Origin of the sequence: Pseudomonas sp. Sample_22 (assembly GCF_004307635.1) — a bacterium.
Taxonomy (GTDB): domain Bacteria; phylum Pseudomonadota; class Gammaproteobacteria; order Pseudomonadales; family Pseudomonadaceae; genus Aquipseudomonas.
This window is the reverse complement of sequence record NZ_RCNY01000031.1, coordinates 1-26485: the sequence shown is the minus strand read 5'-3', so window position 1 is coordinate 26485 and position 26485 is coordinate 1. Positions and strand designations below refer to the sequence as shown.

The 26485-nt window shown below is 60.1% G+C and carries 28 protein-coding genes and 1 pseudogene; 11 read left to right on the top strand and 18 right to left on the bottom strand.

Translation table 11 applies throughout. The annotated features are described in order from the left end of the window. Window positions 1-88: 88 nt before the first annotated feature. Genes dsbG through dsbD form a run of 3 tightly spaced genes read right to left on the bottom strand, consistent with a single transcriptional unit; the run spans window position 89 to window position 3422 of the window. Window positions 89-856, bottom strand: a complete 768-nt coding sequence (gene dsbG, locus D8U73_RS07195; RefSeq protein WP_130904069.1) for a thiol:disulfide interchange protein DsbG — start codon at window positions 854-856, stop codon at window positions 89-91. Further along, window positions 832-1686: a TlpA disulfide reductase family protein gene (locus D8U73_RS07190; RefSeq protein WP_056856340.1), complete on the bottom strand. Its 855-nt coding sequence runs from the start codon at window positions 1684-1686 to the stop codon at window positions 832-834. Before D8U73_RS07190 ends, dsbG begins: the two co-directional genes overlap by 25 nt. Beyond that, window positions 1686-3422 carry a protein-disulfide reductase DsbD gene (gene dsbD, locus D8U73_RS07185; RefSeq protein WP_130904068.1) on the bottom strand — a complete coding sequence of 579 codons (1737 nt, stop codon included), beginning with the start codon at window positions 3420-3422 and terminating at the stop codon, window positions 1686-1688. The genes D8U73_RS07190 and dsbD overlap by 1 nt, the downstream gene beginning before the upstream one ends. Window positions 3423-3574: 152 nt before the next feature. Between dsbD and D8U73_RS07180 the strand changes: the two genes are divergently transcribed. The 5 genes from D8U73_RS07180 to D8U73_RS07160 all read left to right on the top strand — a co-directional run bounded on the left by D8U73_RS07180 (window position 3575) and on the right by D8U73_RS07160 (window position 8081). After that, window positions 3575-4255, top strand: a complete 681-nt coding sequence (locus tag D8U73_RS07180) for a response regulator (RefSeq protein WP_056856338.1) — start codon at window positions 3575-3577, stop codon at window positions 4253-4255. Further along, the gene (locus tag D8U73_RS07175) at window positions 4252-5577 is read left to right on the top strand and encodes an ATP-binding protein (protein ID WP_056856337.1); all 1326 of its coding nucleotides are present in this window, start codon (window positions 4252-4254) and stop codon (window positions 5575-5577) included. Before D8U73_RS07180 ends, D8U73_RS07175 begins: the two co-directional genes overlap by 4 nt. Before the next feature lie 251 nt (window positions 5578-5828). Then, window positions 5829-6311 carry a GNAT family N-acetyltransferase gene (locus tag D8U73_RS07170; protein WP_130904067.1) on the top strand — a complete coding sequence of 161 codons (483 nt, stop codon included), beginning with the start codon at window positions 5829-5831 and terminating at the stop codon, window positions 6309-6311. Between the two features lie 57 nt (window positions 6312-6368). Then, complete coding sequence (locus tag D8U73_RS07165; RefSeq protein ID WP_130904066.1) at window positions 6369-7775, top strand: aspartate aminotransferase family protein; 1407 nt, start codon at window positions 6369-6371, stop codon at window positions 7773-7775. Window positions 7776-7856: 81 nt separating this feature from the next. After that, the gene (locus D8U73_RS07160; RefSeq protein WP_056856334.1) at window positions 7857-8081 is read left to right on the top strand and encodes an MbtH family protein; all 225 of its coding nucleotides are present in this window, start codon (window positions 7857-7859) and stop codon (window positions 8079-8081) included. Window positions 8082-9095: 1014 nt separating this feature from the next. Here the strand turns inward: D8U73_RS07160 and D8U73_RS07150 are convergent. The 10 genes and pseudogenes from D8U73_RS07150 to D8U73_RS29415 form a co-directional block, all read right to left on the bottom strand. Beyond that, window positions 9096-9998 carry a zinc ABC transporter substrate-binding protein gene (locus D8U73_RS07150; RefSeq protein ID WP_130904065.1) on the bottom strand — a complete coding sequence of 301 codons (903 nt, stop codon included), beginning with the start codon at window positions 9996-9998 and terminating at the stop codon, window positions 9096-9098. Beyond that, window positions 9999-10898, bottom strand: coding sequence for a metal ABC transporter permease (locus tag D8U73_RS07145; RefSeq protein ID WP_056856331.1), 900 nt, complete (start codon window positions 10896-10898; stop codon window positions 9999-10001). Then, a complete protein-coding gene (locus D8U73_RS07140; protein WP_130904064.1) occupies window positions 10898-11758 on the bottom strand; it encodes a metal ABC transporter ATP-binding protein in 861 nt (286 codons plus the stop codon). The genes D8U73_RS07145 and D8U73_RS07140 overlap by 1 nt, the downstream gene beginning before the upstream one ends. Next, on the bottom strand, window positions 11755-12681 hold the full coding sequence (locus D8U73_RS07135; RefSeq protein WP_130904063.1) for a metal ABC transporter substrate-binding protein: 927 nt from the start codon (window positions 12679-12681) through the stop codon (window positions 11755-11757). The genes D8U73_RS07140 and D8U73_RS07135 overlap by 4 nt, the downstream gene beginning before the upstream one ends. A 35-nt stretch (window positions 12682-12716) precedes the next feature. Next, window positions 12717-13289: a DUF6162 family protein gene (locus D8U73_RS07130; RefSeq protein WP_130904062.1), complete on the bottom strand. Its 573-nt coding sequence runs from the start codon at window positions 13287-13289 to the stop codon at window positions 12717-12719. Window positions 13290-13291: 2 nt separating this feature from the next. Then, the gene (locus D8U73_RS07125) at window positions 13292-13627 is read right to left on the bottom strand and encodes a hypothetical protein (RefSeq protein ID WP_130904061.1); all 336 of its coding nucleotides are present in this window, start codon (window positions 13625-13627) and stop codon (window positions 13292-13294) included. Further along, window positions 13624-14166 (bottom strand): thiamine pyrophosphate-binding protein, encoded by a 543-nt coding sequence (locus tag D8U73_RS07120; protein WP_130904060.1) that lies wholly within the window; start codon window positions 14164-14166, stop codon window positions 13624-13626. The genes D8U73_RS07125 and D8U73_RS07120 overlap by 4 nt, the downstream gene beginning before the upstream one ends. Then, on the bottom strand, window positions 14163-15362 hold the full coding sequence (locus D8U73_RS07115; protein WP_130904059.1) for a PepSY domain-containing protein: 1200 nt from the start codon (window positions 15360-15362) through the stop codon (window positions 14163-14165). Before D8U73_RS07115 ends, D8U73_RS07120 begins: the two co-directional genes overlap by 4 nt. Window positions 15363-15734: 372 nt before the next feature. Beyond that, entirely contained in the window at window positions 15735-16193 is a 459-nt protein-coding gene (locus tag D8U73_RS07110) for a VOC family protein (protein WP_056856324.1), read from the bottom strand. Window positions 16194-16396: 203 nt separating this feature from the next. Further along, window positions 16397-16507, bottom strand: a pseudogene (locus D8U73_RS29415) (hypothetical protein); the annotation flags it as partial. Window positions 16508-16700: 193 nt separating this feature from the next. Here D8U73_RS29415 and D8U73_RS07105 point away from each other — a divergent pair. From D8U73_RS07105 to D8U73_RS07090, 4 genes are all read left to right on the top strand, one after another. Next, entirely contained in the window at window positions 16701-16970 is a 270-nt protein-coding gene (locus D8U73_RS07105) for a hypothetical protein (RefSeq protein ID WP_056856323.1), read from the top strand. A 102-nt stretch (window positions 16971-17072) separates the two neighbouring features. Next, window positions 17073-17687, top strand: a complete 615-nt coding sequence (locus tag D8U73_RS07100; RefSeq protein WP_056856322.1) for a LysE family translocator — start codon at window positions 17073-17075, stop codon at window positions 17685-17687. Window positions 17688-17893: 206 nt separating this feature from the next. Then, window positions 17894-19051, top strand: a complete 1158-nt coding sequence (locus D8U73_RS07095; protein ID WP_130904058.1) for an aminotransferase class V-fold PLP-dependent enzyme — start codon at window positions 17894-17896, stop codon at window positions 19049-19051. Window positions 19052-19114: 63 nt separating this feature from the next. Further along, on the top strand, window positions 19115-20923 hold the full coding sequence (locus D8U73_RS07090; RefSeq protein WP_130904057.1) for an aminopeptidase P family protein: 1809 nt from the start codon (window positions 19115-19117) through the stop codon (window positions 20921-20923). Here D8U73_RS07090 and D8U73_RS07085 read toward each other — a convergent pair. Further along, window positions 20916-21836 (bottom strand): LysR family transcriptional regulator, encoded by a 921-nt coding sequence (locus tag D8U73_RS07085; protein WP_177336603.1) that lies wholly within the window; start codon window positions 21834-21836, stop codon window positions 20916-20918. The genes D8U73_RS07090 and D8U73_RS07085 overlap by 8 nt on opposite strands. A 104-nt stretch (window positions 21837-21940) precedes the next feature. Between D8U73_RS07085 and D8U73_RS07080 the strand changes: the two genes are divergently transcribed. Further along, window positions 21941-22939: a zinc-dependent alcohol dehydrogenase family protein gene (locus D8U73_RS07080; RefSeq protein ID WP_130904056.1), complete on the top strand. Its 999-nt coding sequence runs from the start codon at window positions 21941-21943 to the stop codon at window positions 22937-22939. On the opposite strand, the gene D8U73_RS07075 is transcribed toward D8U73_RS07080, so the two are convergent. Further along, window positions 22936-23526: a 2-hydroxychromene-2-carboxylate isomerase gene (locus D8U73_RS07075; RefSeq protein ID WP_056856317.1), complete on the bottom strand. Its 591-nt coding sequence runs from the start codon at window positions 23524-23526 to the stop codon at window positions 22936-22938. The genes D8U73_RS07080 and D8U73_RS07075 overlap by 4 nt on opposite strands. 39 nt (window positions 23527-23565) lie before the next feature. After that, window positions 23566-24294 (bottom strand): SDR family oxidoreductase, encoded by a 729-nt coding sequence (locus D8U73_RS07070; protein ID WP_056856316.1) that lies wholly within the window; start codon window positions 24292-24294, stop codon window positions 23566-23568. Window positions 24295-24386: 92 nt separating this feature from the next. Between D8U73_RS07070 and D8U73_RS07065 the strand changes: the two genes are divergently transcribed. Further along, window positions 24387-24947, top strand: a complete 561-nt coding sequence (locus tag D8U73_RS07065) for a TetR/AcrR family transcriptional regulator (RefSeq protein WP_056856315.1) — start codon at window positions 24387-24389, stop codon at window positions 24945-24947. A gap of 11 nt (window positions 24948-24958) precedes the next feature. Here the strand turns inward: D8U73_RS07065 and D8U73_RS07060 are convergent, their stop codons facing one another. Both D8U73_RS07060 and rhtA read right to left on the bottom strand, forming a co-directional pair. Then, entirely contained in the window at window positions 24959-25240 is a 282-nt protein-coding gene (locus tag D8U73_RS07060; RefSeq protein WP_056856314.1) for a hypothetical protein, read from the bottom strand. 167 nt (window positions 25241-25407) lie between these two features. Next, the gene (gene rhtA, locus D8U73_RS07055; protein WP_056856313.1) at window positions 25408-26295 is read right to left on the bottom strand and encodes a threonine/homoserine exporter RhtA; all 888 of its coding nucleotides are present in this window, start codon (window positions 26293-26295) and stop codon (window positions 25408-25410) included. Window positions 26296-26485: the final 190 nt, after the last annotated feature.

Below are 26485 nucleotides of genomic sequence, written 5' to 3'. Positions count from 1 at the left end.
CGGACGCTCTGCGTCCGGCTCTGGAAGGGCGCGAAGCGTCCCGAGCTGCATTCCCGCGCGGAGCGTGGGAACGATCAAAATCAGAACACTATTTAGGCCCGAGAATCTTCGCCAGTTTGTCCGGCGACGGCGCACCTTGCTGCTGTTGCAGTTCACCCTTGCTGTCCATGTAGAAAATGGCCGGAGTGGCTTGCAGCTCCAGGTCTTCCATCAACTGCATGTTGGCCGCCAGTTTCGCCGCAATTGCCGGTGGCACTTCCTTCAGGGCTTTAAGCGTACTGGCCTTGCCGGCGGATTCGTGGTCTTGCAACGCTTTTTGCGGGTCCTTGGCGGCGAGCAGGGCGGCGGATTTACCGGGGCTGTCTTCGCGGATGATGCCGACCATGATGTGACGCAGCTGCACTTTGCCGGCCTTGACCCATGGCCGCGCCTGTTCCCAGAACATGCTGCAGTAAGGGCAGTTCGGGTCACTGAACATGTAGACGATACGCGGCGCATCCTTGCTGCCATCGGCAATCCAGTTGCTCGCTTCCATCTTGCCCCAGACTTCCTTGGCCATTGGCGCGTACACCAGTTTCTGCAACGGTGCGCTGCTCAGGTCATTGCCTTGGGCGTCATACAGATTGCCCAGCAGCACGTGTTTGCCGTCCGGCGTCAGGTACAGCGCCATGCCTCGGTTCTGGTATTGCGCGGCGTACCCGCGCAAGCCATCAGGGGCATCGAACTGGCCGACGATCTTCGCGCCTTTGGCTTCGATCTTTTTGATCGCCTCGGGCAACTCTTCGGCCTGCACCCATGGCAAGTGCAGCAGGGCGGCACCGAGGCTCAGGGTCAGCAGATGGCGGAGGCGGGGCATGGCAGTTTCCTTGAAGAGGTGGCAGGTACGGAATCGAAGTTTTCCAGGGCGCGGGCCAGGCTGGCCTGCGACAATTCACCCAGATGGCTGCCCAGCAAGCGACCGTCGGGGCTGTAGAACAGCGTAGTTGGCAATGCCATTGAGCCGACGGCCTGACCCAGGCGACCACTGCCGTCGAACAATACATTGGACAGACTGAGGCCTTGGGTTTCCAGGAACGTTGCGACGCTTTGCATGCTTTCGGCCTGATTGACGAACAGGAACGTCAGGTCCGGGCGTTGCTGTTGAGCATTCTCCAGCACCGGCATTTCCCGGCGGCATGGCGGACACCAGGTGGCCCACAGATTGATCACCAGCGGGCCGCCCTTGTAGTCGGCCAGTTGCACCGTTTCACCGGCGGCATTACGCAAGGCGATTTCCGGCAAGCGCGTGCCTTGCTCGTAGATCGCCAGGGAGAAGGTCGCCAATAGCCAGAACGCCAGGCCGCTGGCGACACCAAAGCCCAAAGGGCGGCGCAAACCCGGTCGACGCCAGCCTCGGTACAGGGTGGCAAGCACCAGCGCGATCACCCCCGGCCAAGCGAGGAAACCGCCGTCGCGCAGGTCGATGATCTGCCAGGGATCACTGCGATAGTGGTTCCAGTAAACGGCGACGAAACCGACCCGCGCCGCGAGCATGCCGATCAGGAACAGACTGAACAGCGCCGACTCTGGGTTCTCGCCCCCACGTTTGGCCACTCGCCAACCGACAAAGGTCGCCAGTGCCAAGGCACTGATCAGCAGCAGGTGGTTCAGCGCGATTGCAAAGGTGCCGAGGGTGAAGGTCAGCATTAGCGAGCGTCTCGGGTGGTGGTCCAGCGTTTCAGGAACGTGTCGGCATCGACCTCGCCGGTGATGCGTTGGCTGCGACGCTCAACGCCGTCGGCACCGATCCACAACAGGCTCGGCGGCCCCGGTACTTTGTAGCGACCGAGCAGTTCACGGCTGGCGGCATTGTCGGCGGTGACGTCCAGCCGGAGCAAGCGCACATCGCTCAAGGCTTCAAGCACGCTGGTTTTACCGAACACTTGTTTTTCCATGACCTTGCACGCCACGCACCAGTCGGCGTAGTAATCGAGCAGTACCCATTGGCCCTGCGCTTGCGCCGCGTCGAGTTCCCGTTGCAGGGCTTGCGGGTCCTTGACGGTAGTGAAGGCGTCGTGACCGACCGGGACAGCCGCAACGGCCGAGTTCGAAGCGCGGAAAACCTGCAATGGTTTGAACAAATCATCGCTGCCGCCTGCTGCGCCGATCATCAACAAGCCTCCCCACATGCCCAGCAACAACGAAGTAGCACCGAACAGATGCGCCACGCGACCGAAGCCGTCCGATTGCTTCCAGGCGCTGTAGGCCGCAATCACCAGCAACGCGCCACACAAACCGATCCACAGGGACTCATCCAGCACCGGACGCAGCATCAGCAGCGCAGTGGCGAGGAACAGGAAACCGAAAATGCCTTTGACCAGGTTCATCCAGGCGCCAGGCTTGGGCATGAAGCGATTGCCGACCGTCACCAGCAACAGCAGCGGCATGCCAATGCCAATGCCCAGGGCAAACAGGATCAGCCCGCCGTGCAACGCGTTGCCACTTTGCGCGATGTAGAGCAGGGCGCCGGCCAGCGGCGCGGTCATGCACGGCCCCACCAACAGGCCAGACAAAGCTCCCAGCACACCGGCGCCGACCAGGCTGCCGCCGCGCTGATTGCGCGAGACATTTTCCAGCCGATCACGAACCGCCACCGGCAATTGCAGTTCGAAGAAGCCGAACATCGGTAACGCCAACAGTACGAAAATCGCCGCGAAGCTGCCCAGTAGCCAAGGATTTTGCAACAGTGCCTGCAGATTCGCCCCCAACAGCGCCGCCAGCACGCCCATCGCTGCGTAGACCAATGCCATGCTCACCACATAACTGCCTGCGAGGGCAAAACCGCGCTTGGTCGAGGCGCCGCTGCCGACGATCAAACCCGCCAGAATCGGCAACATCGGCAGCGAGCAGGGGGTAAACGCCAGCAACAGTCCGAGGCCGAAAAACACCAGCAAGCTCCAACCCAATGCCTGCTTTTGCAGGCCGCTGGCCAATGCCTGGTCCGGCGCTTCGTCAGTTGCAACGGCGGCGTCGCTGTTACCCAGGTCCACGACCTGGGTTTGTGGCGGATAACACAAACCTGCGTCGGCACAGCCCTGGAACCCGACCTTGACCTGGCCGGTGGCACCGGCAGGAATCTTCAACTCCAGACCCTGGCGATAGACTTGCTGTTCACCGAAAAACTCGTCGCTGTGCGCTTCGCCCTGCGGTAATGCAGGTTGCTGCCCGATCGGTAAACCGTCGAACTTCAGCCGCTTCTGATACAGGTAATAGCCGTCGGCGATCTGCCAGAACAATTGGGTTTCGCCGGACTCAAGGCGCTGCGAGGTAAAGACAAACGCTTTGTCGACCGGCAGAAACTCTGGCTTGGTTGCAAACGGATCAGTGCCGGCCTGGGTCAGGCCGGAGAACAACAGGGCGACTAGTAGGAACAGATGGCGCATGGAAAAGCCTTATCTTTTGCAAGTGAGCAGCACAATGGGTGGCGACGATTAACCGATGATTAACCTTGGCAGCCTTGTGGCAATGGCACTTGCGGCATAATGTCCGCTTAATCGGTCGCCGGCCTAATCCGCTTTATTTACACGAGGCTCTTATGCACGTACTGGTTTGCGAAGACGATGAGTTGATCGCCAGCGGCATCGTCGCCGGCCTGACCGCCCAAGGCCTGACCGTTGAGCACGTGGCCACCGCGTCTGCAGCCCGGGCGATGCTCAAGGTGGCGGAGTTCGACGTGATGGTGCTCGATCTCGGTTTGCCCGATGAAGACGGCCTGAAGTTACTTCAGCAATTGCGCCACAACGGTCTGGAGTTACCGGTGTTGATCCTCACGGCCAGGGACTCGGTCATTGACCGCGTCGACGGTCTGCAGGCCGGCGCCGACGACTATTTGCTCAAGCCTTTCGACCTGCGCGAACTGGCCGCGCGCCTGCATACGCTGTTGCGGCGGGTGGCAGGGCGTAGTGTCAATCTGATCGAACACGGCGCCCTGACCTACGACCCGAGCAGCCGCGAAACCACGCTCGCCGGTCGGCCGGTGGACCTCTCGCGCCGCGAACAGTCGCTGTTGCAGGCCCTGCTGCATAACCGTGGCCGGGTGTTGTCCACCGAGCAACTCAAGGACAGCGTCTACGGCTTCAACGACGAACTGGAAAGCAACGCCCTCAACGTGCATATCCATCACCTGCGCAGCAAACTGGGTAAAGGCATCGTTGAAACAGTGCGCGGTCTGGGCTATCGCCTGGGGCCGGCCGACGGGGGAGATCAATCGAAGTGATGAGTTTGCGTTTGCGCCTGAGCCTGACGCTCGGCGCCGCGTTTGCGCTGATCTGGGCGCTGGCCGCGGCCTGGATGCTCAGCGACTTGCGCAACCAGATGATGTTCTCCCTCGACCAGCGCCTGGTGGCTTCGGCGCGGATGGTCGCCGGGCTGATGGAGCAATTGCCGCCATTGCCGAGCAAGGGCGAGGGCACGCATTTCAGTGCCGAACAGCTGAGCATTCCCGGTGGCATGGCGTGCCAGGTCAGCTCGCTGCGGGGGGAAATCCTCGCCCGCAGTCACACGGACCCTGGCCAGACCCTGGAAGCCGAGAAAATGGGCTTCCACGATCAGATGATCGACGGCGCGCCGTGGCGCAGTTTTACCCTCGCGCGAGGCGATCTGCGGATCACCACCGCGGATCGGCAAATTGAACGGGAAGCGTTGAACATGTCGATCCTGCTGGCCGCTTCGGTGCCGGTGGGTGTGGCGCTGCTGGGTTGCCTGTGCCTGTTGTGGCTGGGGATCGGCCAGGGACTGGCGCCGCTCAATCGCATGCGCGATGCCTTGATGCGTCGCAGCGCCGACTCCCTGGAACCTTTGCAGGTTCAGCCGTTACCCAGCGAACTGCAACCACTGCTCGATACGCAGAACCAGCTGTTCCAGCGCATCGGCAAGACCATCGAGCGCGAGCGCCGGCTGACCGGTGACGCGGCCCATGAATTGCGCAGCCCGCTGACCGCGATCAAGACCCATCTGCAGGTGGCGCGCATGACCGATGGCGCGGCTCGGGATCAGTCCCTGGCCCGGGCCGAGGAGGGCGCCGACCGGCTGCACCGCACGCTTGAACAATTGTTGTTGCTGGCCCGGGTCGAGGGCAGTTTGTCGTTTGACGACGGTGTGCAATGCAGCGCCGAGCAGGTAGCAAAACTGGCGATTCAGGACGCCGCCGGCGGTGATCGCCAGCGCATTAAATTGCAATTGCCCGCCAGGGTTTCCCAGGCGCCGGTACAAATGCCTGCGGTGCTGTCGATTGCCGCGCTGCGCAACTTGCTGGACAACGCCTTGCGCCATACGCCCGGCGAAGGTGAGGTTGAGCTCAGCCTGCAAACCAGCGGCAACCGTGTGCAGTTCGTGGTCCGCGATCATGGGCCGGGCATTGCCGAGGATGACGTGCAACACCTGACCCAGCGATTCTGGCGCAACGGTCAAAGCACCGGTTGCGGTCTCGGCCTGGCAATTGTCCAGGCCATCGTCCAGCGCTGTGGTTGTACGTTGCATTTCGACAGCCGCCCGGATGGGTTGCGGGTTGAATTGAGCATGCCGTTGCAACCGGTCTGACCAAACACCACAGGTCTTGTGTTGGCCGCATCAACCTGGCACGACACAGTACCTGTGGGAGCTGGCTTGCCAGCGATGAGGCCGGCAGATTCAGCATCAATATCGCCTGCCAGGACGCCATCGCGGGCAAGTCGAATCGTCGCACCGCCGCTCCCGCGGGCGCTACATCAAATGTAACTTCTCTGCATTGGTCGTCCGGCTCTCGTACAACTATCGTTCCGTGACACTCAATGGATTGAGGTAACGGCGCCATGGACGAACCCATACATACCTGCAAGGCGACTCCGGCCGATGCCGGTATTATCAACCGCATCATCGAGCGCTCCATTCGGGTCGGTTGCGCCCTCGACCATCGTAATCAGCCGCAAGTCGTTGCGACCTGGACGCAAAATCAAACCCACGAAAACATCCAGCTTTGGCTCTCGGATCAACACCTGTACCTCAACCTCGCCCTGCTGCACGACAAACCGGTGGGGGTGGCGATGGCGTCGAATCAGGGGCAGGTTGCGTTCTGCTATGTAATGCCGGAGTGGTTTCGTCGCGGGGTCGGCCAAGCGTTGGTGCGCGATCTTGAGGGCTGGCTGATCAATCAGGGGCTGCGTCAGTCGCGACTGAACAGCACGCGAACCGGCGAAGCCTTTTATCGGCGCCTGGGCTACCAGCCGCAGGCCGAACCCCTGACAGTGGCGGGTCTCCCCGTCATCCCTATGCACAAAGCCTTGTCGAAGGTCTAAATCCTTGAGCCCCTGATGCGTTTCCACAACAGGAAAACCTTATTGAGGGGTCGAGAGATGTCAGTCGCTACCAGTCTTATCGAAGATCAGCCGGCCCGGGTCGCCCCGACCGAGTCGCTTTATCAGTTCGCCGAATCGCCGTTACTGGCCCGTCAGAGCCAACAGGAATCCAACGCCCGCAGCTACCCGCGACGCATTCCACTGGCCCTCAAGCGCGCCAAGGGCATTCATGTCGAAGACGTCGAAGGTCGCACGTTCATCGACTGCCTGGCGGGCGCCGGTACCCTTGCGTTGGGGCATAACCATCCGGTGGTGATCGAAGCCATCCAGCAAGTGCTGACTGACGAGTTGCCTCTGCATACGCTTGACCTGACGACGCCGGTCAAGGACCGGTTCGTACAGGACCTGTTCGGCTTGTTGCCGCCAGCACTGGCCGCGCAAGCGAAAATCCAGTTCTGCGGTCCCACCGGCACCGATGCCGTAGAAGCGGCGCTGAAACTGGTGCGCACCGCCACCGGTCGCAGCACCGTTTTGTCGTTCCAGGGCGGTTACCACGGCATGAGCCAGGGCGCGTTGAGCCTGATGGGCAGTCTGGGGCCGAAAAAGCCGCTGGGCGCTTTGCTCGGCAATGGCGTGCAGTTCATGCCGTACCCTTACGATTACCGTTGCCCCTTTGGTTTGGGCGGCGCGCAAGGGGTCAAGGCCAACTTGAGTTATCTGGAAAACCTGTTGAACGATCCGGAAGCCGGAGTGCTATTGCCGGCGGCGGTGATCGTTGAAGTTGTGCAGGGCGAGGGCGGGGTGATCCCGGCCGATCTGGACTGGTTGCGTGGGTTGCGCCGGATTACCGAAAAGGCTGGCGTCGCGTTGATCGTCGACGAGATTCAGAGCGGTTTCGCCCGCACCGGCAAGATGTTCGCCTTCGAGCATGCGGGGATCATTCCGGACGTGGTGGTGATGTCCAAGGCCATCGGCGGCAGTCTGCCGTTGGCGGTGGTGGTGTATCGAGACTGGCTCGACACCTGGTTGCCGGGCGCCCATGCCGGGACGTTCCGTGGCAATCAGATGGCCATGGCTGCCGGTTCTGCGGTGATGCGTTACCTGGTTGAACACAAAGTGTGCGAACACGCCACCGCCATGGGCGAGCGCTTGAGCGAACACTTGCGCATCCTGCAGCGCGACTTCCCGCAACTGGGTGACATTCGCGGTCGTGGCTTGATGCTTGGCGTCGAACTGGTCGACCCGACGGGGGCGCTGGACGCGTTGGGGCATCCGCCTGCCTTTGCGCGTTTGGCGCCGCTGGTGCAGCGCGAATGCCTCAAGCGTGGCTTGATCCTGGAACTGGGTGGCCGGCATGGCGCGGTGGTGCGTTTCCTGCCGCCGCTGGTGATTACCGCCGCAGAAATCGACCGTGTCGCCGAGATTTTCGGCCGGGCATTGGCCGCTGCAACTGCCGGTCTTTAAATTTTCCGGGGGCCGGAACGTTCCTTCTACATCGCGGCTGCACGCAGCGTGCGGCCCACCCTACACTGACGGAGAAACAGCATGACTTCAGTATTCGACCGCGAGGACATCCTCTTTCAGGTCGTGGTCAACCACGAAGAGCAATACTCGATCTGGCCCGACTACAAAGCTGTGCCGCAAGGCTGGCGTACCGTGGGCAAGAGCGGGTTGAAAAAGGAGTGCCTGGCTTACATCGAGGAGACCTGGACTGACATGCGTCCGTTGAGCTTGCGGCGCAAGATGGATGAGCAGGGTGTGGCTCTCTGAGATTTTTTTGTTTTGGTGGTGTACATATCCGTTGCTGTGGTAACGGCGGCTTTTATGTTGTGAGGTTTACATATCCGTTGCTGTGGTAACGGCGGCTTTTACGTTGTGAGGTGTACATATCCGTTGCTGTGGTAACGGTGGCTTTTATGTTGTGAGGTGTACATATCCGTTGCTGTGGTAGCGGCGGCTTTTACGTTGTGAGGTGTACATATCCGTTGCTGCGGTAACGGCCACTTAGGGTTCCGCTCTTACAGCGGGTCACTTTGAAAAGCGCAAAGTAACCAAACGCTCTTGCCCCTTTCGTTCGGTGCCTCGCCTAGGCTCGGCATGCCCTCGCTCCGGTCCTGCTCCGTGGGCCCGCCGCCATCGGCCATCCATGGCCGGGGGCGGCTAACCCGGCATCCATGCCGGGTTGCCCACTACGCAGAACCTCCACTCGGCCTCTCGATGGGGCAAGAAAATCAAAAGCCAAAGCCAAAGCCAAAGCGAGGCGGCCTACCGGCCGGCCTGACTCTGGGTGGGTGTGCGCTGTCGAGTCAAAGAAGTTTTGATGCTTTGCTTTGCTTTGCTTTGCTTTGCTTTGCTTTGCTTTGCTTTGCTTTGGCTTTTGATCTCCTGCCCCGTTTCCAGAGGCCGAACGCAGGTATTGCGTAGGGGGCACCTCGGCATGGATGCCGAGGTAGCCGCCCCCGGCCATGGATGGCCGATGGCGGCGGGCCCCCGGAGCAATGCCGGAGTGAGGGCATGCCGAGCCTTGGCGAGGCACCGAATGGTGGGGCAGAGCCCTTTGGTTACTTTGGGGCTTTTCCAAAGTGACCCGCTGTAAGAGCGGAACCATAAGCCGCCGTTACCGCAGCAACGGATATGTACACGAATCAAAAATGCGTAAATTGACACGAAGCCATCGCGCGCAGGCTCGCCGCCGTTACCGCAGCAACGGAAATGAACACGAATCAAAAATGCGCAAATTGACACGAAGCCATCGCGTGCAAGCTCGCTCCCACAGACCTGCCGTCAGGCCCCACTCAACCCCTTGATCAGCAAATCCACATCGCCCTCCAACTCCGCCACCGGATCAGCCGCGTCGACACTCAACACCACCAACCGGCTCCCGGCTTCAGCAATCACTGCTTTGAGCGCATCCGAAGGCTGGCGATGATGCAACACCAGCGCCACGTCATTGTCCTTGAGCGTCGCCCCCAACGCCTTCAACGCCTCAGGCGTCCACTCGGCATCGGGCCTCGCATCAAGGCCGACAAGCTCAAGATTGAGACCACCGATCAGGTAGCCGAAGTGATCGCTCAGGCTCATCACACTGAGGTTGTCAGCGGCAGCCAGGCGCGCCTCGCTTTGCGCGCTGAGCTTGAGCAGGCGCTGTTTGAGTGTCGCCAGATTGGCTTCGATTGCCGGCTTGGCCTCGGGCGCCAGGCGCACCAGGTCCGCCGCCATCACGTCCGCCATGCGTCCCATGTTGTTGCTGGCCAGCCACGGCTGACTGTTCAAGCCATCGACCTTGTTGCCAGGTTGCACGGCAATGCCTGGCAGGGCGCCGTCCACCGGGCGGGCGGCGTCGACTTCGACGATACGGATGTTGCTGCGCCGTGAGATCGGATACAGCGGATCATCCGGCCACAACGAACGCAGGCCGATCACCGCGTCGGCGTCGGCCGCCAGTTTTGCCAGCGCCGGAGCGCCCCGTCCGGTGAAGTAGGCGGTCTGACGGCTGCCGGGCAGATTGTCCGGCGCTGCGCGTTGCAGACTGACGTCGGTACCTTTGAGCAGCGCTTCGCCCAAGCCATAAGTGATCGGCAAGGACGCGATCACGCGCAGCGGTTTGTTGTTGTCAGCGGCGAAAGAGGCGGTAGTCAGCCCGCACAGGGTGATCGCCAGGGTCAATTGGCGCAGAGAAAAAGTCATTTATCCAAGGTTCCCTTTCAGGCTGGGGACGACGCCGCGCGCGATGGCGGCCAGGGCGAAGGCGATACCGGCCACCAGAATGATCGCGGCACCAGAGGGGATCGGCAGGTCGAAGACGATCGGCGCGAGAATCCCGCACAGTGTGCTGATCGTGGCGATCAGCACCGAACACCAGAAAAAGCCTTTCAACGATTGGCTGAGCAACCGTGCCGCTGCGGCCGGAATTACCAGCAGGGCACCGACCAGAATTGCGCCGATGACTTTCACCGCGGCGACGGTGATCAGCGTCACCAGAATCACGAACAGATAATCCAGCGACTTCACCGCTACACCGCGAACCGCCGCCAGTTGCGGATTGAAACTGGCGAGCATGATGCGGTTGTACAGCGGCAAAGCCAGGGCCATCACCAGCGAGCCGACGATGGCCAGCACCAGCAAGTCATTACCGTTGACTGTCAGCACCGAGCCGAACAGCACGTTTTCCAGAATGTGCACGTTGATCTTGCCCGCCAGAATCAGCAGCAGGCTCGCCCCCAGCGCCAGGGACACCGACAGGAACACGCCGATCAAGGTGTCCGGTGCCAGGCCGGTGCGGTTGCGCAGGTAGTTGAGCAGGATGCCGAACAGCAGACAGTAGCCGAACAGGCTGCCATAAGGGCCGGTGTAGGGTTCGCCGAGCAAGATGCCGATGGCCACGCCGGTTAGTGCGGCGTGGCCCACCGCTTCGGAGAAGAACGCGAAGCGCTTGACCACCACCAGCGTGCCCAGACCGCCCAGTACCGGGCCGATCAGCAGGCCGGCGAGCAGCGCGTTGACCACAAATCCATAGGCCAGCGCCTCAGGCAGATAACCCGACGATGCCCAGCCCTGGACCATCAGGCGAAAAGCTTCGTAACTCATCAGGCAACGCTCCGCGGGTGGGTCGAAAACAGGCTCAGCAAACGGTCCGGCGTCAGCGCCTGTTTCGGTGTGGCGTCGAACAGTATCCGGCGATTGAGACCGGTAACGTGATCGGCCAGACGGCCCACGGCCTCCAGATCGTGCTCGATCCACAACACGGTGATCCCCGCCGCACGCCAGTCGCCGAGCAAACGCTCGAACACCTGGATACCGGCCTCATCGAGGGCTGACATCGGTTCGTCGAGCACCAGCAATTGTGGCGCCGGAATCAGCCCTTGCGCCAACAACACCCGCTGACGTTCGCCACCTGACAGTGCACCCATGCGCCGCTTGCGCTTGTCCTGCATGCCGACCCGCTCCAGCGCCTCGCCAATCGCCGCCGCGTAGTGCTTGCTCACACCGAGGAAGGCCGGGCGGCGCTGGCACATGGCAGCCATGAAATCGTCGACGGTCAGCGGCAGGCCGCGGTCGAACTCCAGGGCTTGCGGCACATAACCGATGGTCCCCGGTTCGCCCGGCCATTGCAGACTCAGGCGACCCTGATGCGGCATCTGCCCGAGCAAGGTCTTGATCAACGAACTCTTGCCGCCTCCGTTGGGGCCGACCAGTGCATGCACGCTGCCGGGCCGAACCTGAAAGCTGACCTTGTCGAGGATCGTCGTGCGACCCAACGTCAGGCTGACCTCTGCGAAATCCAGCGTTGGCCCTACCCCCTGTAGGAGCGAGCCTGTCGAATCGTCGCACCGTCGCGATTGCGGTGTTTCAGTTGACAGTGATGCTGGCTGACCGGACGCCTTCGCGAGCAGGCTCGTTCCTACAGGGCTTTGCGTGTCGGCCAGGATGGTTTCCTTCGATGTCATTGGCCTGACTCCTGAATCGCCCGCACTACGGTGTTGAGGTTACCGGTCATTTCCTTTTCGTACTTGTCGGCGGTGTATTCGCCGTAGGAAATATGGGACAGCGGATACAACTTGACCCCGGATTCACGCTGAATGGTGTCGACATAGGACGACGGGAAATCCATCTCCGAGAAGATCACCTTCACGTCCAATTCGCGCAGTTGGTCGATGGTTTTCTTCAACTGACTCGGGCTTGGTTCGATACCGTGGGCGGGTTCGACCACGGCGGTGACCTCCAGGCCGAATTCGCGCAGCAGATAGTCGTAGGCCGCGTGCACCGTGGCCACCCGCAGTTCGGCGTTGGGAGCCTGGGTCAGTCTGGCCAGGGCATCGGCGCGCATTTTGCGCAGGCGTTTGCCGTAGGCGCGGGCGTTTTCGGTGTAGGCCTTGGCGTTAACCGGGTCGAGTTTGCCCAGCTCCCGGGCAATGTTGTTGACCTGGGCAATCGACGCGCTGATCGACAGGAAGGTGTGCGGGTTCACCACCTTGCCGGCACCGCGCGCAGCGACGCCGGTGGCGGCCAGCAGCGGTACGTTTTCGTTGGCTTCGATCACCGGCACCTTCGGCGTTTCGCTGGCGGCGATCATGCGGTCGGCAAAGTCGTCGTGGCCCACGCCATTGAGCACGATTACATCGAGGCCGCTGATGCGCTTGATGTCTTCGGCGCGAGGTTCGTAGGCATGGGGATTGAAACCGGCAGGAATCAGCGGCACCACTTCGGCCTTGTCGCCGACGATGTTGGCCACGTAGCTGTAATACGGATGCAGGGTGATGCCGATGCGCAGGCGCTTGGCCTCCTCGGCGCTGGCCAGGGGTGTCAGCAGGCAGGCCAGCAGGCCGACCAGTGTCAGGCGCAGAATCGAGCGTAGCGATGAAATAGGCATGGGAAAGCGGTCTTCTCTCGGGTGAAAGCGAGGGTTCAGTGCCGGTGCTGGCGGGTCACGCCGGCATCGAATTGCGCGACGATCTGCTGCCAGCCGGCGCTTTCGAGCGCGGCATCGCTGAGGTCGGCAGGGGGCTTGAGGTCGGTGGCACGGTTGAGCCAGATGTCCGGCGCGTCATCCTCGGCGGTCAGGCGCATCAGAAACGAGCCGGCCACGCTGGCAACCTGGCTCTGGCCGAAGTAAGCCCTGGCATCGAGCAATTGCCAGGCATGGCCGCCGCGACTGACCGAACTGGCGTCCCGGGCAAACGGCGCGAAGCCCTCAGCGGCAAGGGTTTCAGGTGCCGGCAGGGTGTGTTGTTCCTGGCGCAGCAAGTGAATTTCGTCCAGCGTCACTCGCAGATCGGCGTAGATGCCTTGTTCTGAAGCGCTGAGGTCGCGTCGGGCATCCAGCTGATGGCTGTTGACGCTGCTCGCTTCCTGCGACTCACCGCGCCAGGCGACCACCGACCCGGCTACTGCCAGAATGATCAGGCACAGCAGCAATACGTAGAGCGTTTCATGACCGGCACCGGCCGGGCGGACGACTTGCGTGGTTGGCGGACTCATGCTCATGTCCCGGGCGCCTCGATGTCCGCTTGGTCGATTTCGACCACGTGGCCGGGGCCTGCGTCGAACAGCACATAAAACTCGGCGCCGGGCTTCTTGAAGGTCAGGGTCGAATCGGCCCCGAGCTTGCCTGGAACCAGAATGGTTTCGTCATAGCCGATCACGTCGAGGGTCACGCCGGGTGCGCCGCTGCCGTCGGAGAAACCGCCGGTGCACTTGATCTGCTCGGCGTCGATGGCCTTGCATTCGCACATCGGGTTGTGGGCCAGGGCGCTGGCGCTGAAACCGGCGCAAAACAATACAAGCGCAGCGCTGAGAGGACGGATAACGTTGATCATGGTTTGCCTCCTTGAATGCTCAACCAGGCGATGGTGGCGGGCGATGCCTGGCTCAGAGGAATGGATGCCTGATGCATGGAGCCGTCCCAGCCTTCCATGGTGATCCACAGTTCGGCGTCGGCTTTGGTTTTTTCCGGAATCGGCAACATGGCGCCCATGCGGTACGGCGTGCCGAAGAAAATCACCCCGGCGGCGCGCAGGCTGCGGGGTTTGCCGATGCGCAGGTAAGTGGCCTTGACCTGCTCGCGGCAGCTGTCGCACAGCGCGGCATTGAAGCTTTTCATGTGGCCGGCCGGGCCATCGGGCCGTGGTGCTTCATCGCGCAACTCAGCCAGACGTACGCTCCACGGGCCGACCTGAACTTCACCGATTTCTCGCTCGCCAAGCCCGGTGTCACCGCGAAACAGTGCGGCGTCGGCGAAGTACTTGGGCATGAAGCCCAGCGGCACCAGTAATAGCAGAACGTTGATGTGGAAACGCCATTTGTGCCAAAAGCGGCTCAGTGCCGAGCCCGGTTTTTCCGCGGCGAACAGGCTCATTGACTGACCTCCGTGCTTTCACGGCTGGTCACCGGGACACTTTCGTTGCGCGGGCGTTTGTGGCTGCGCTTGAGGGCATTGGCGGTAGCCAGGGCGGTGCGTTTGGTCCAGATCAACAGACCGCTGAGCACCATCATGCTCAGCAGCAGGCCAAAGAAGAACCAGATCAGCTTGATCCACAATCCACCGAAATCACCGGTGTGCAGTGGACGCATGGACTCGGTCACGAATTCCAGGCCCGAGCGGTCCGACAGCAGGCGCGTGGCAGCCACCTCGCCGCTGTACGGGTTGATATCGGCGGTCTGGAACATCAACGGATACCAACTGCGACCACCCACCGACAGGTAGCTGTAGGCGTTGGCCGGCATGCTGACAAAACTTTCGTCCAGGCCGGGAATGCGCGCCTTGGCTTCACGAATCGCGGCCTCCAGGCTGATCATCGGCGCCGCCGAACCATCCGCGGTGAGCGGCACGTTCTCACGCGGCACCACAGCCGCCACCGGAGCAGTGGAGATGGAAATCTGGTTGTCGAACATGAACGCTTCGATCAGGAACCAGGTACTGGTGACGGAAATCACCGCGATGAACCAGATCGACCAGATGCCGCTGAGCCGGTGAAAATCACCCCAGAAAATCCGCGCGCCGTGGCGAATGCGCAGGGTCGGGCGCAAGAAACCTTTCCAAAAGCGCTTGTACACCACCAGCCCGGTGATCAACGAAGCCAGCAACGGCAGGCTGAGGAACGACACCAGATACCAGCCCCAGCTATAGCCATTGGTGAACGGCACCAGCCACCAGCCATGCAGCGCACGGGTAAACGCCTTGAAGTTGAACTGCGGAGCAGGGCCTTGAATGGCGCCGGTGTAGGGGTTGACGTAGACCGTCAGTGAACGCCCGTCGGGATAATTGACGCTTACGTCGAGAGCAAAGTGCGACTCGTCGGGACGACTGATGCTATCGATGATGATATCGGGCTCGGCCTTTTTGATCGCGCTGACGATCTGGTCGTAATTGAGCCGCGGCGCATCGTCCGACGGTTGGCTGGCGCGCATTTGCGGGTTGGCCAGCCAGACGATTTCCTGGCTGACCACGGCCAGTGTGCCGGTCACGCAGACGATCAGGACAAAAAACCAGATCGGCAGCGCCAGCCAGCTATGGACCAGGAACCAGAGTTTTGAACGGGATTTCTTCGACATGATGAGGGTGTCTTATATCGATGAAAGGCCTCTGCTACGGGCTTCGCAGCGATGAGGTCCATGAAAGGCCCGGCCGTGGCTTTTGCCTGGGCGACAGGACTGCATCTATATAGGACGGATGAGCACCCAAAATCCCGAAGGGTGATATGAAAGAAAATGTTTCGCGTTGTCTTTCTTCTTCGTTCCCCGTAGGAGCCGGCTTGCTGGCGATGAATACCCCGCGTTCAACCAGACATCACGCGTAATCGTCAACGACCCTCGCCAGCAAGCCGGCTCCTACAGGTATCCCGGCGCTCACGCATGATGTGCACGCCATCAATCCCTGTGGGAGCGGGCTTGCCCGCGATGAGGCCTGTTCAGGCACCGAAGCTTTCAGCCCTGCTGAAACATCTCCTTGGCCCGCTGCTCAATCTGCTCTTGAGTCAGGTCCTCTTTACGGGTAGCCAAAAACCAGAGATGCCCATAGGGATCCTTCAAGGTACCGGTACGGTCGCCGTAAAACTGATCCTTGACCTCGGACACCACGGTGCCACCCGCGTCGATCGCCTGTTTGTAGGACTTGTCCACATCGGTTACATACACATGCAGGCCCACCGACGGTGAGTTGTCCGGATTGCTCAACGGCCCTTGATCGCACGGCGTGCCGAGCATGATCGGGCAGTCACCGATACGCAGCTCGGCGTGTCCGATGCCGCCGTCCGGCATCGACAGGCGCATGACTTCGATGGCACCGAAGGCTTTTTTGTAGAAGTCGATGGCTTCAGCGGCTTTGGCAATGCCCAGGTACGGCGTGATGCTGTGATAGCCCTCGGGAATGGGTTTAACGCTCATGATGGTTCTCCCTGTTCTTGTTGTGAATTCGCTGCTTTCTAGCAGGACCATCAAGTGTAGGAGCTGCCGAAGGCTGCGATCCTTAGATTTGATCTTCAGCAGGTTTCAAGTTCACCCATTACACCAGGCTGCCGACAGGCGTAGCGCATCAATGCCACTGTTCAGCACTTGGCCTGGTATTTGTCCTGTAAGAACGGCGAGGATCAAGCCGTAGGTTGGGTGAGCAATACATTATTGGCGATCATTTCGCCGAACGGCCCTGCCAGGATGGTGAGGCCGCGCCCGGCGAGACTGGCGAAGGGTTCGGGCAACAGTGTTATAAACGCGGTCTGTTATTCCTAAAAAGTCATAAAAAAGCACGTATAGAACTGTTACGACTATATAGCTCGAATCAGTCAAGCATCAGGAAAACTCGATAGCGACTATCGAGACGGTTGATTTCTGCTCATCCAATGGCGCGAGTAGCCTGTGTTCATTGCCCCGAACCCAGATGCCAGGACGCCGAACATGAAAACTTTCATCGCCACTTTCTTGCTGCTTGCGATCTCCGTACTTGCCGGATGTGCCAGCCATGTCTCCCCGGAACTGCGGCCCTACACCGCCGAAGAAACCCGGCAATTGGCTCTGGAAGCGTTGAATCGTCGCGGCTTGTCGTTCGATGAATACCACGCGAAAAAAGCGGAACTGCTCGGGCAGCCGCAAAAGACTTTTGGGTTCGACAGAAAGGGCGAGATGAACGCCGAACGAGCTGTACAGCTGCACGGTCGTCAGAGCTGAGCAAAAACTGTACGGGTTCAACTTTCTCCCAACTGTCCATGGGTTTCACCGAGGGTGTGCGATAGGGTCTATACCTGACCGACCCTGATGGACTGCACCCCCATGACGCTCTCGCTTGATCTGCTGCTGGGCTTTGCCCTGTTTGCTCTTGTGACCTCCATTACGCCCGGCCCGAACAACACCATGTTGTTGGCATCCGGCGTGAATTTCGGCTTTAACCGCACGATCCCCCACATGCTCGGCATCACCTGCGGCTTCTTCGTGTTGGTAGTGGCGGTGGGTTTCGGGTTGGGCGCGGTGTTCCAGACTTATCCCTTGCTCTACACCGTATTGCGCTACGTCGGCGCGGCGTATTTGTTGTACCTGGCGTGGAAAATCGCGCACTCGGGGCCGGTCTCGGACAGTGCGAAGGGCGAGGCGAAACCGATCAGCTACCTCGGTGCCGCCGCTTTCCAATGGGTCAACCCCAAGGCCTGGATCATGGCGATCGGTGCAATCAGCACCTACACGCCAATGCAGGGTTATTTCACCAATGTGATTGTGATTGCGGCGGTTTTCGCCCTGATCAACTTGCCCAGCGTCGGTGTCTGGGCGGCATGCGGCACGCTGCTGCGCAACGTTTTGAAGGATCGCCGCTGGCTGCGCCTGTTCAACTGGAGCATGGCTGCATTGCTGGTGGCGTCGCTGTATCCGATCCTGCTCGAAAGCTTCAACTGACGCATTGCTTCAATCGATTGCCCGATGCCTGTTAAGCTCACTTTTCAGGAGCGTTCCTACGCACTTTTAAATGAAGTTGTACTTCTTTAACGGCATCCGATCAGGTATTGGTAACGTTCTGAAAACCGCACGCAGCTCACAAGGCTGCGTTTCGCCGTTTGCAGTCACGAGCCTCCTGATCCCGGAACACGCTCTGCGAGTCTTTTATGAATAAACGTCCGCTGTATTTCGACTACGCCGCCACCACGCCGGTGGATGAGCGAGTCATCAAGGTCATGGTCGAGTGTCTGGGCTTCAACGGCAACTTTGGCAACCCCGCGTCCAGCTCCCACGCTTTCGGTCAACAGGCCCGGCAATCGGTCGAGCAAGCGCGGCGCCAGGTCGCCGAGCTGGTAGGCGCCGAGGCTGAGCAAATCGTCTGGACCTCCGGTGCCACCGAATCCAATAACCTGGCCCTCAAGGGCGTGGCCCAGGCGCGCGGTGTCGCCGGCGGTCACATCATCACCAGTCAGATCGAACACAAGGCAATCCTCGACACTGCCCGTCAGCTGCAGGAGTGCGGCGTCGAAGTGACCTACCTGGTGCCGGACGCCGATGGTCTGATCACCGCGCAAGCGGTCAGCGAGGCCATGCGTGAAGACACCTTTCTGGTGTCGTTGATGTTGGTCAACAACGAGCTGGGCACTGTCAACGACATCCCGGCCATCGGCCAGGTAGTGCGCGAGCGCGGTGCGCTGTTGCATGTCGACGCGGCGCAGGGCGCGGGCAAGGTCAGGATCGATCTGGCCGAGTGGCCGGTAGACTTGATGTCGTTTTCGGCGCACAAGCTCTACGGCCCCAAAGGCATCGGTGCGTTGTACGTCGGCCCGCGGGCGCGCCCGCGTTTGCTGGCCCAGATCCATGGCGGCGGGCACGAAGGTGGCCTGCGCTCCGGCACCCTGGCAACCCACCAGATTGCCGCCATGGGGGCGGCCTTTGCCTTGGCTGCGGCTGCTTTCGACGAAGAAAAAGCCGTGATCGCGGGTCTGCGCGAGCGCTTGCTCGATCAGCTGCTGAGCATGCCCGGCGTGCGACTCAATGGCAGCCCGACCCAACGCATTCCGCACACCTTGAGCCTGACCTTCGGTGAAGGCGAGTTCAACTCAACGGCTTTGCTCGCGTCGATCGCTTTTTCCGCGACCTCGGCCTGTAATTCCGCGAGCAATGCGCCGTCCCACGTGCTGCTGGCGCTGGGGCATGACGCCCGTTCGGCGAGTCGCACCATTCGCTTGAGCCTCGGACGTTTCACCACCGAGCAGGATATCGATCAAGCCGGACAACTGATTAAAACGGCCTGCACCAGTGCCCCGGCATTCTGGCAGTAAGGCGAAAAGCGCCGGCATTGATCGGCACTGAACAATAATGATGAGTGGTTAGCAGGAGTCATGATGAATACGCAGTTTTCGATTACAGGATCAGTGCCTCAGCGCCTGGCGCATACCCGCGAGCTGATGAGCCGGGAGGGCATTTACGCCTTGCTGGTGCCGTCGGCAGATCCGCACCTGTCCGAATATCTGCCGGGTTACTGGCAAGGGCGGCAATGGTTGTCGGGTTTCCATGGCTCGGTCGGCACGCTGATCGTCACTGCGGACTTTGCCGGAGTCTGGGCCGACAGCCGTTATTGGGAACAGGCAACGAAGGAACTCAAGGGCAGCGGCATCGAACTGGTCAAGCTGCAACCGGGTCAGCCAAGCCCCCTGGACTGGCTCGCCGAGCAAACCCCGAAAGGCGGCGTGGTGGCGGTCGATGGTGCGGTAATGGCCGTGGCCTCGGCGCGTACCTTGGGTGGCAAACTCGAAGAGCGCGGTGCACGCCTGCGCACCGACATCGATCTGTTGAGTGAAGTCTGGAGCGATCGCCCGACGCTGCCGAACGCGCCGATCTATCAACACTTGCCTCCGCAGGCGACAGTCAGCCGTGGCGAAAAACTCGCCAGGCTGCGTGAAACCCTGCAGGCACGTGGCGCTGACTGGCATTTCATCGCCACCCTCGATGACATCGCCTGGCTGTTCAACCTGCGCGGCGGCGATGTCTCGTTCAACCCGGTTTTCGTATCTTTTGCCTTGATCAGCCAGCAGCAGGCGACCCTGTTTGTGGCGCTGAGCAAGGTCGACGCCGAGATGCGCACGGTCCTTGAACAGGACGGCGTGACCCTGCGTGACTACAGCGAAGTGGCCGACGCCTTGCGCGCGGTGCCGAACGGCGCAAGCCTGCTGGTCGATCCGGCTCGCGTAACCGCAGGTTTGCTGGATAACCTGAACGATGGCGTCAAACTGGTCGAGGGCTTGAACCCGACGACCCTGGCCAAGTCGCAGAAAAGCCTGGCCGATGCTGAACACATTCGGCGGGCCATGGAACAGGACGGCGCGGCACTGTGCGAATTCTTCACCTGGCTGGACTCGGCACTGGGCCGCGAACGCATTACTGAACTGACCATTGACGAAAAACTCACCGCTGCCCGTGAACGTCGACCGGATTACGTGTCGCTGAGCTTCAATACCATTGCCGCATTCAACGCCAACGGCGCCATGCCGCATTACCACGCCACCGAAGAAGAGCACGCAGTGATCGAAGGTGACGGTCTGCTGCTGATCGATTCCGGCGGTCAATACCTCGGCGGCACCACCGACATCACCCGGATGGTGGCGGTGGGAACGCCGACTGACGAGCAGAAGCGCGATTGCACCCGTGTGCTCAAGGGCGTGATTGCCTTGTCCCGCGCGCAGTTCCCGAAAGGCATTCTGTCGCCACTGCTGGACGCCATCGCCCGGGCGCCGATCTGGGCCGAAAATGTCGATTACGGGCACGGCACCGGCCATGGTGTCGGTTACTTCCTCAATGTTCACGAAGGCCCGCAAGTCATTGCCTACCAGGCCGCGCCGGCGCCGCAAACCGCGATGCTGCCGGGCATGATCACCTCCATCGAGCCGGGTACGTATCGTCCTGGTCGTTGGGGCGTGCGCATCGAAAACCTGGCGATGAACCGCGAAGCAGGCAGCAGCGAATTCGGCGAGTTCCTGAAGTTCGAAACCCTGACCCTGTGCCCGATCGACACCCGTTGCCTCGAAACCTCGTTGCTCAACGAAGAGGAAAAACAATGGTTCAACGCTTACCACGCGCAAGTGCGGGAGCGTTTGAGCCCGTTGCTCGACGGCGCCGCCCTTGAGTGGCTGAACACACGCACCGCGGCTATTTGATTGCTTGCAGCTCGGGCGCTGCCTCCAGCGCCTGGCTCATGTAGTCGACAAAGGCTTTGACCCTGGCGGATTGGCGACGATTCGCCGGGGACACAGCATGTATCGGCAGTGACTGCGCACTGTAGTCCTGCAAAATCGCGGTCACTTTCCCTGCTTTCAAATCCTCGCTGAACAGCCACACTGGCGACAATGCAATCCCCAATCCCCCCAGCACCATTTCGCGAATGGCTTCGGAATTGTTGCTCTGCGCATTGCCTTTGATCCGCACTTCATGACGACCAGTACCATGGTCGTAAACCCACAGGTTTTGACTGGTCAGCAGATTGAACTGCAGGCAGTTGTGCTCGCGCAGATCCTCCGGCGTTTGCGGTTCGCCGTGTTGTGCCAGGTACTGCGGCGTCGCGACGGTTAGCCGGTGAGTGGTGCCGATCTGCCGTGCAATCAGGCCGCTGTCGTTCAACGCACCGATCCTGAACGTGACATCCAGGCCTTCGCTGACCAGATCCTGGTTTTGATCGCTCAGTTGCAGGTCAATCTGAATCCCGGGATAACGCGCGAGAAACGCGGGCAGGCGCGGCGCGATCTGCAGGCGCCCGAAACTGACGGAAGAACCGATTCTCAAAGGGCCGGCGATGGTCTCCCGCCCAGATTGGAAACTGTGTTCGGCAGCGTCCACGGCAGCCAGTATTTGCCGACATTGATCGTAGTAACGCTGACCTTCGTCAGTCAGCGATAACTTGCGGGTACTGCGAGCGATCAGTTTTCCGCCCAGTTCGCTTTCCAGCGCGCGTAGCACTTTACTGATGGTTGGCTGACTGGTCTGCATCTCTCGAGCGACGGCGGAAAAGCTCCCGCGTTCGACCACTCGGACGAAGATCGCCATTGCGTTTAATTTATCCACGAGACGCCTCATTAATGCTTTAACGGCATACGAACTATAGCGATCTGGCGTCTTATCGGCATGCGTTGGAAGGTTGAAGATCGTTCCTACAACCACCTCTGACGGGAGTATGCGAAATGACTGACTCAATGCAAATGCGTGCACTGATTGTTGAATCGGCTAATGCGCCGCTACGCTTGGTGTCCATTCCCAAGCCAGCTCCAGGTGTGGGGCAGGTCCTGGTACGGGTCGCGGCCAGCGGGGTGAATCCATTGGATGGCAAGATTCGTGCGGGCCAGGCCGCTCATGCGCGGCAACCGTTGCCGGCCGTGTTGGGCATGGATCTGGCGGGTATCGTTGCAGCGTTGGGGGAGGGCGTAAACGGCTGGGTGCCGGGTGATGAGGTCTATGCCATGGCAACGGGGATTGGCGGCGTTCAGGGGTCGCTGGCCGAGTACGCGGTGGTCGATGCACGGCTATTGGCGCGTAAACCGGGCAATCTGAACATGCGCGAAGCGGCCGGGTTGCCGCTGGTGTTGATTACAGCGTGGGAAGGATTGGTCGACCGGGCGCAGGTGCGAGCAGGGCAAAAAGTGTTGATTCACGGTGGGGCAGGGGGTGTCGGTCATGTCGCGGTGCAGATCGCCCGTGCATTGGGGGCCGAAGTTTTTGCCACGGGCTCTGCGCGACACCGGGAAACTATCGAGGACCTGGGCGCAACGTTCATTGATTACCGCCAGTCTTCAGTCGAAGAGTACGTGGCGCAATACACAGCCGGGCAGGGCTTCGATATCGTTTACGACACGGTGGGCGGTGAAACCCTGGACCTCTCTTTCAAGGCTGCGCGGGTGTATCACGGACATGTCCTCAGTTGCCTTGGGTGGGGACAGCACAGCCTCGCGCCGCTCTCGTTTCGTGGGGCGACCTATTCAGGTGTGTTCACTTTGCTGCCATTGCTGACGGACGAGGGGCGTGAGCATCACGGCGAGATACTTCGGCAAGCGGCAGGTTTGATCGAGGCAGGCAAGCTCAAGCCCATACTCGATCCGCGCCGATTCAACCTGCAAAACGCCGAGACCGCCCATGAGCTGCTGCAATCGGGAGCAGCGCAGGGACGGTTGGTTATCGAGATCTAGTTCAGGGCTTCAAGAACGAAGTCCAATCGATCCTGGCCGAAGAACAGCTGATCATCGACAAACATGCTCGGCGCACCAAATACACCGCGCTGTACTGCTTTTTCGGTATTGACCTTCAATGCGGCTTTGATCTCTTCCTCGGCGGTCAGAGCCAGCACTTCGTCGGGATCGAAGCCGCTTTGAGTCAATACTGCGGCGACCGTTGCCGGTTCATCGAGGCTGCGACCATCAACCCAGAGCGCTTTGAACAGACAATCGACGAATGCCAAAAAACGCTGCGGATGGCGCAACTGCATGCCAGTGACGGCACGCATCAGCATGAGGGTGTTGATCGGGAAATGCGGGTTGAACTTCAACGGCACGCCATATCGTCTGGCATAGCGGTCAAGGTCCTGAAACATATATTTCCCCTTGGCCGGAATAGTCGCCGGGGAGGCATTGCCGGTGGCTTTGAAAACGCCACCAAGCAGAATCGGAACGTAGATGAGTTGGCTGTCGGTTTGTTCACAGATCTTGGGCAACTGGGTGTACGCCAGGTAGGTGGCGGGGCTGCCCAGGTCGAAGTAAAACTCCACGGTTTTGCTCATGGTCGTTGCGCTCTGATTGTTGTTGTAGGGGGGGAAGGCTTACCAGCGTTCGCTCCATGGGCGCAGGTCCAGCTCGAAGGTCCAGGCGTCGCGAGGCTGGCTGTGCAGGTACCAATAGTTCTCGGCAATATGCTCGGGGTTGAGAATGCCGTCCTGGTCTTTGGTTGCGTACTTTTCGGGAAAGCTGTCGCGGATGAAATCGGTATCGATCGCACCATCAACGATGACATGGGCGACGTGAATGTTCATCGGCCCCAGTTCACGGGCCATGCTTTGCGCCAAGGCACGAATGCCGTGCTTCGCTCCGGCAAACGCGGCAAACCCGGCGGCGCCGCGCATGCCGGCGGTGGCGCCGGTGAACAGGATCGTTCCCCGTTGTCGCTTGGCCATGCGAATGGCTACCTCGCGGGCATTGAGAAATCCCGAAAAACAGGCCATTTCCCAGATCTTGAAATACTTGCGGGCGGTTTCTTCCAGAATGCTGCAAGGCACGTTTGCGCCGATATTGAAGACAAACGCTTCGATGGGGCCAATGTCGTTTTCAATCTGCTCGATCAATGCCACCACTTCTTCTTCCTTGCGTGCATCGCAGGCAAAGCCGTGAGCCAGTCCTCCGTCCTCCAGAATCGAATCAACCAGCGGCTGGAGTTTGTCTGCGCTGCGACGGGTGACACAGGCTGTGAATCCTTCCTTGGCAAAACGCTTGGCAATAGCGCCCCCGGTGGCATCGCCAGCACCAACAACCAGTACGACCTTCTTGTTATTCATGGCTAGAGCCCTTTGGTAAACGATCGTTAACTAAACGAACGTTATGCTACGATTCGACAGGCGTCAAGACGATCAACTCTGAGGGAAAGGCCATGCGTTACTCAGCTAATCACAAGCTGCAAACCAGGGAAAAACTACTGCAGAGCAGTGCGGTATCGGCCAAGAGATCCGGTTTTTCGACGGTGGGCGTGGATGGCTTGATGAAGGCGATCGGCTTGAGTGGCGGGGCTTTCTACAGCCACTTCTCCTCAAAGGACGAGTTGTTTGCTTCAGTTGTCGAACGTGAACTGAGGCAAAGTCTGGAGCGATTGGGAGCGGAGCAGGATCGTGACAAGCTCGAGCGTTGCTTGAAGCAGTACCTGAGCATGTCCCACGTCGAACATCCGGAAACGGGCTGTGCACTGCCGGCATTGGGTGCGGAGATAGCCCGTTCCGACGTGACGATTCGCCAGGAGGCTGAGCACTGGATTTGTCGGTTGCAGGAGAGCTGGGCGCAGGTGCTGGAGAGCGACAGCCTGGCTTGGGCCATCCTGTCGCAATGTATCGGGGCGTTGGTGGTGGCGAGGATGCTCGCCACTACGGAGCTTCAGCATACCGTGCTGAAGTCCAGTTACGATGAAATCGGACGGCAAATGGCGAGTCCGAGAACCTGACAACTCGCAATCTATTTGCAGATGACGATCATGCTGCGACTGGTATAACCGGCAGGATTGAGGCCAAACGGATAGTCACCGGGCTCTTCAACCGCATCGCCTGACTTGGCGATGACCTTGTACCCTTTCGGTGCGCACGAGTTGGTGGCACTGGCGTAGCACTGATCCCAAGAGGACGACAGCCCTGAACAGTTGATGTGCAGCCCTTTCCTGCCATGTTTGACCTGGGTCTTCGATGTCGCTGAGCAGCCCGCAATCGCGAGTACGGCGATCAAAATCAAAATTCGTTTCATTGCTGTCCTTGTTGCTGTCCCGGATCTCGCGCCCGGTCTGGCAGTATTCGCTTTCGCATGAAGCGTGTTGATATCCCTTTCTTCAAAAGTCCATGGCTGACATTGGGTTGCGGGGCTAAACATGGCCTAAATGAGCGGCAAATACCAGAGGCTCGTCAAATCTTGCATCAATCGGCAGCAATGGCAGGCTTGGCGGAGCTGCCCATGGTCATGGTTGCACCAACGGATGCCAGGATGATGCACAAGATAGCCATCCACTGTGACAAAGACAGGTACTCATTGAGGAACAACAGACCTGACAGCGCGCCAAATGCCGGTTCGATGCTCATTAATGTGCCAAATGTTCTGGCGGGCATACGTGTGAGAGCGACCATCTCCAGGGTATAGGGGAGGGCAGTGGACAGAATGGCGACACCGATGGCAATTGGAATCAGTGACGGGGTCAGCAGCGCGGCGCCGGCGTGAACTATGCCTATCGGTGCTACGAACAGGGCGGCAATCATCACCCCTAACGCAGCAGTCTGTACGCCATTGTCGGCTCCGGCTTTTTGCCCGAACAGAATGTACAGTGCCCAGCAAACACCAGCGCCCAGTGCGTAACCGGCACCTACCAGGTCGATACCCGCAGTTGTCGCGCCGGTCGGTATCAGCAATAGCAAGCCAACCGCTGCAAGAGCAATCCACAGGAAATCGATGGCACGGCGTGAAGCATAAATGGCCACGGCCAATGGGCCGGTGAACTCAAGGGCCACGGCGATACCCAGGGGTACTGTGCGCAGTGACATATAGAAGAGGAAGTTCATGCCGCCCAGTGCCATGCCATAGACGATGACAGTGCGCAGGGATTTGGCGCTGAGCTTCGCACGCCATGGGCGCAGGAGCAGCAGCATGATCACGCTGGCAAATATCAAGCGCAAAGTGGTGGTCCCCTGGGCGCCAATAACTGGGAACATGCTTTTCGCCAGGGAAGCTCCGGATTGGATCGATGCCATGGCTATTAAAAGCAGGCCGACCGAGAACAGGGTCGAGGCAAGACTGCGAGGCTGGTCATTCATTGAAAGGCATCGTCCAAAGTAGGGTGAAGCTGGAGCGTAATTGTTGTGTTGGGCAATATACTGCGCATTCCTTGATGGCGCGTCTATATATAAGCAGTGAATTTGCTCAACCTGATAGAAAAACCAAATCAACGCTTGACGGCAGATCTCAGGTGTCTATAATTCGCCCCACTTCCGGCGCAGTCGAAAC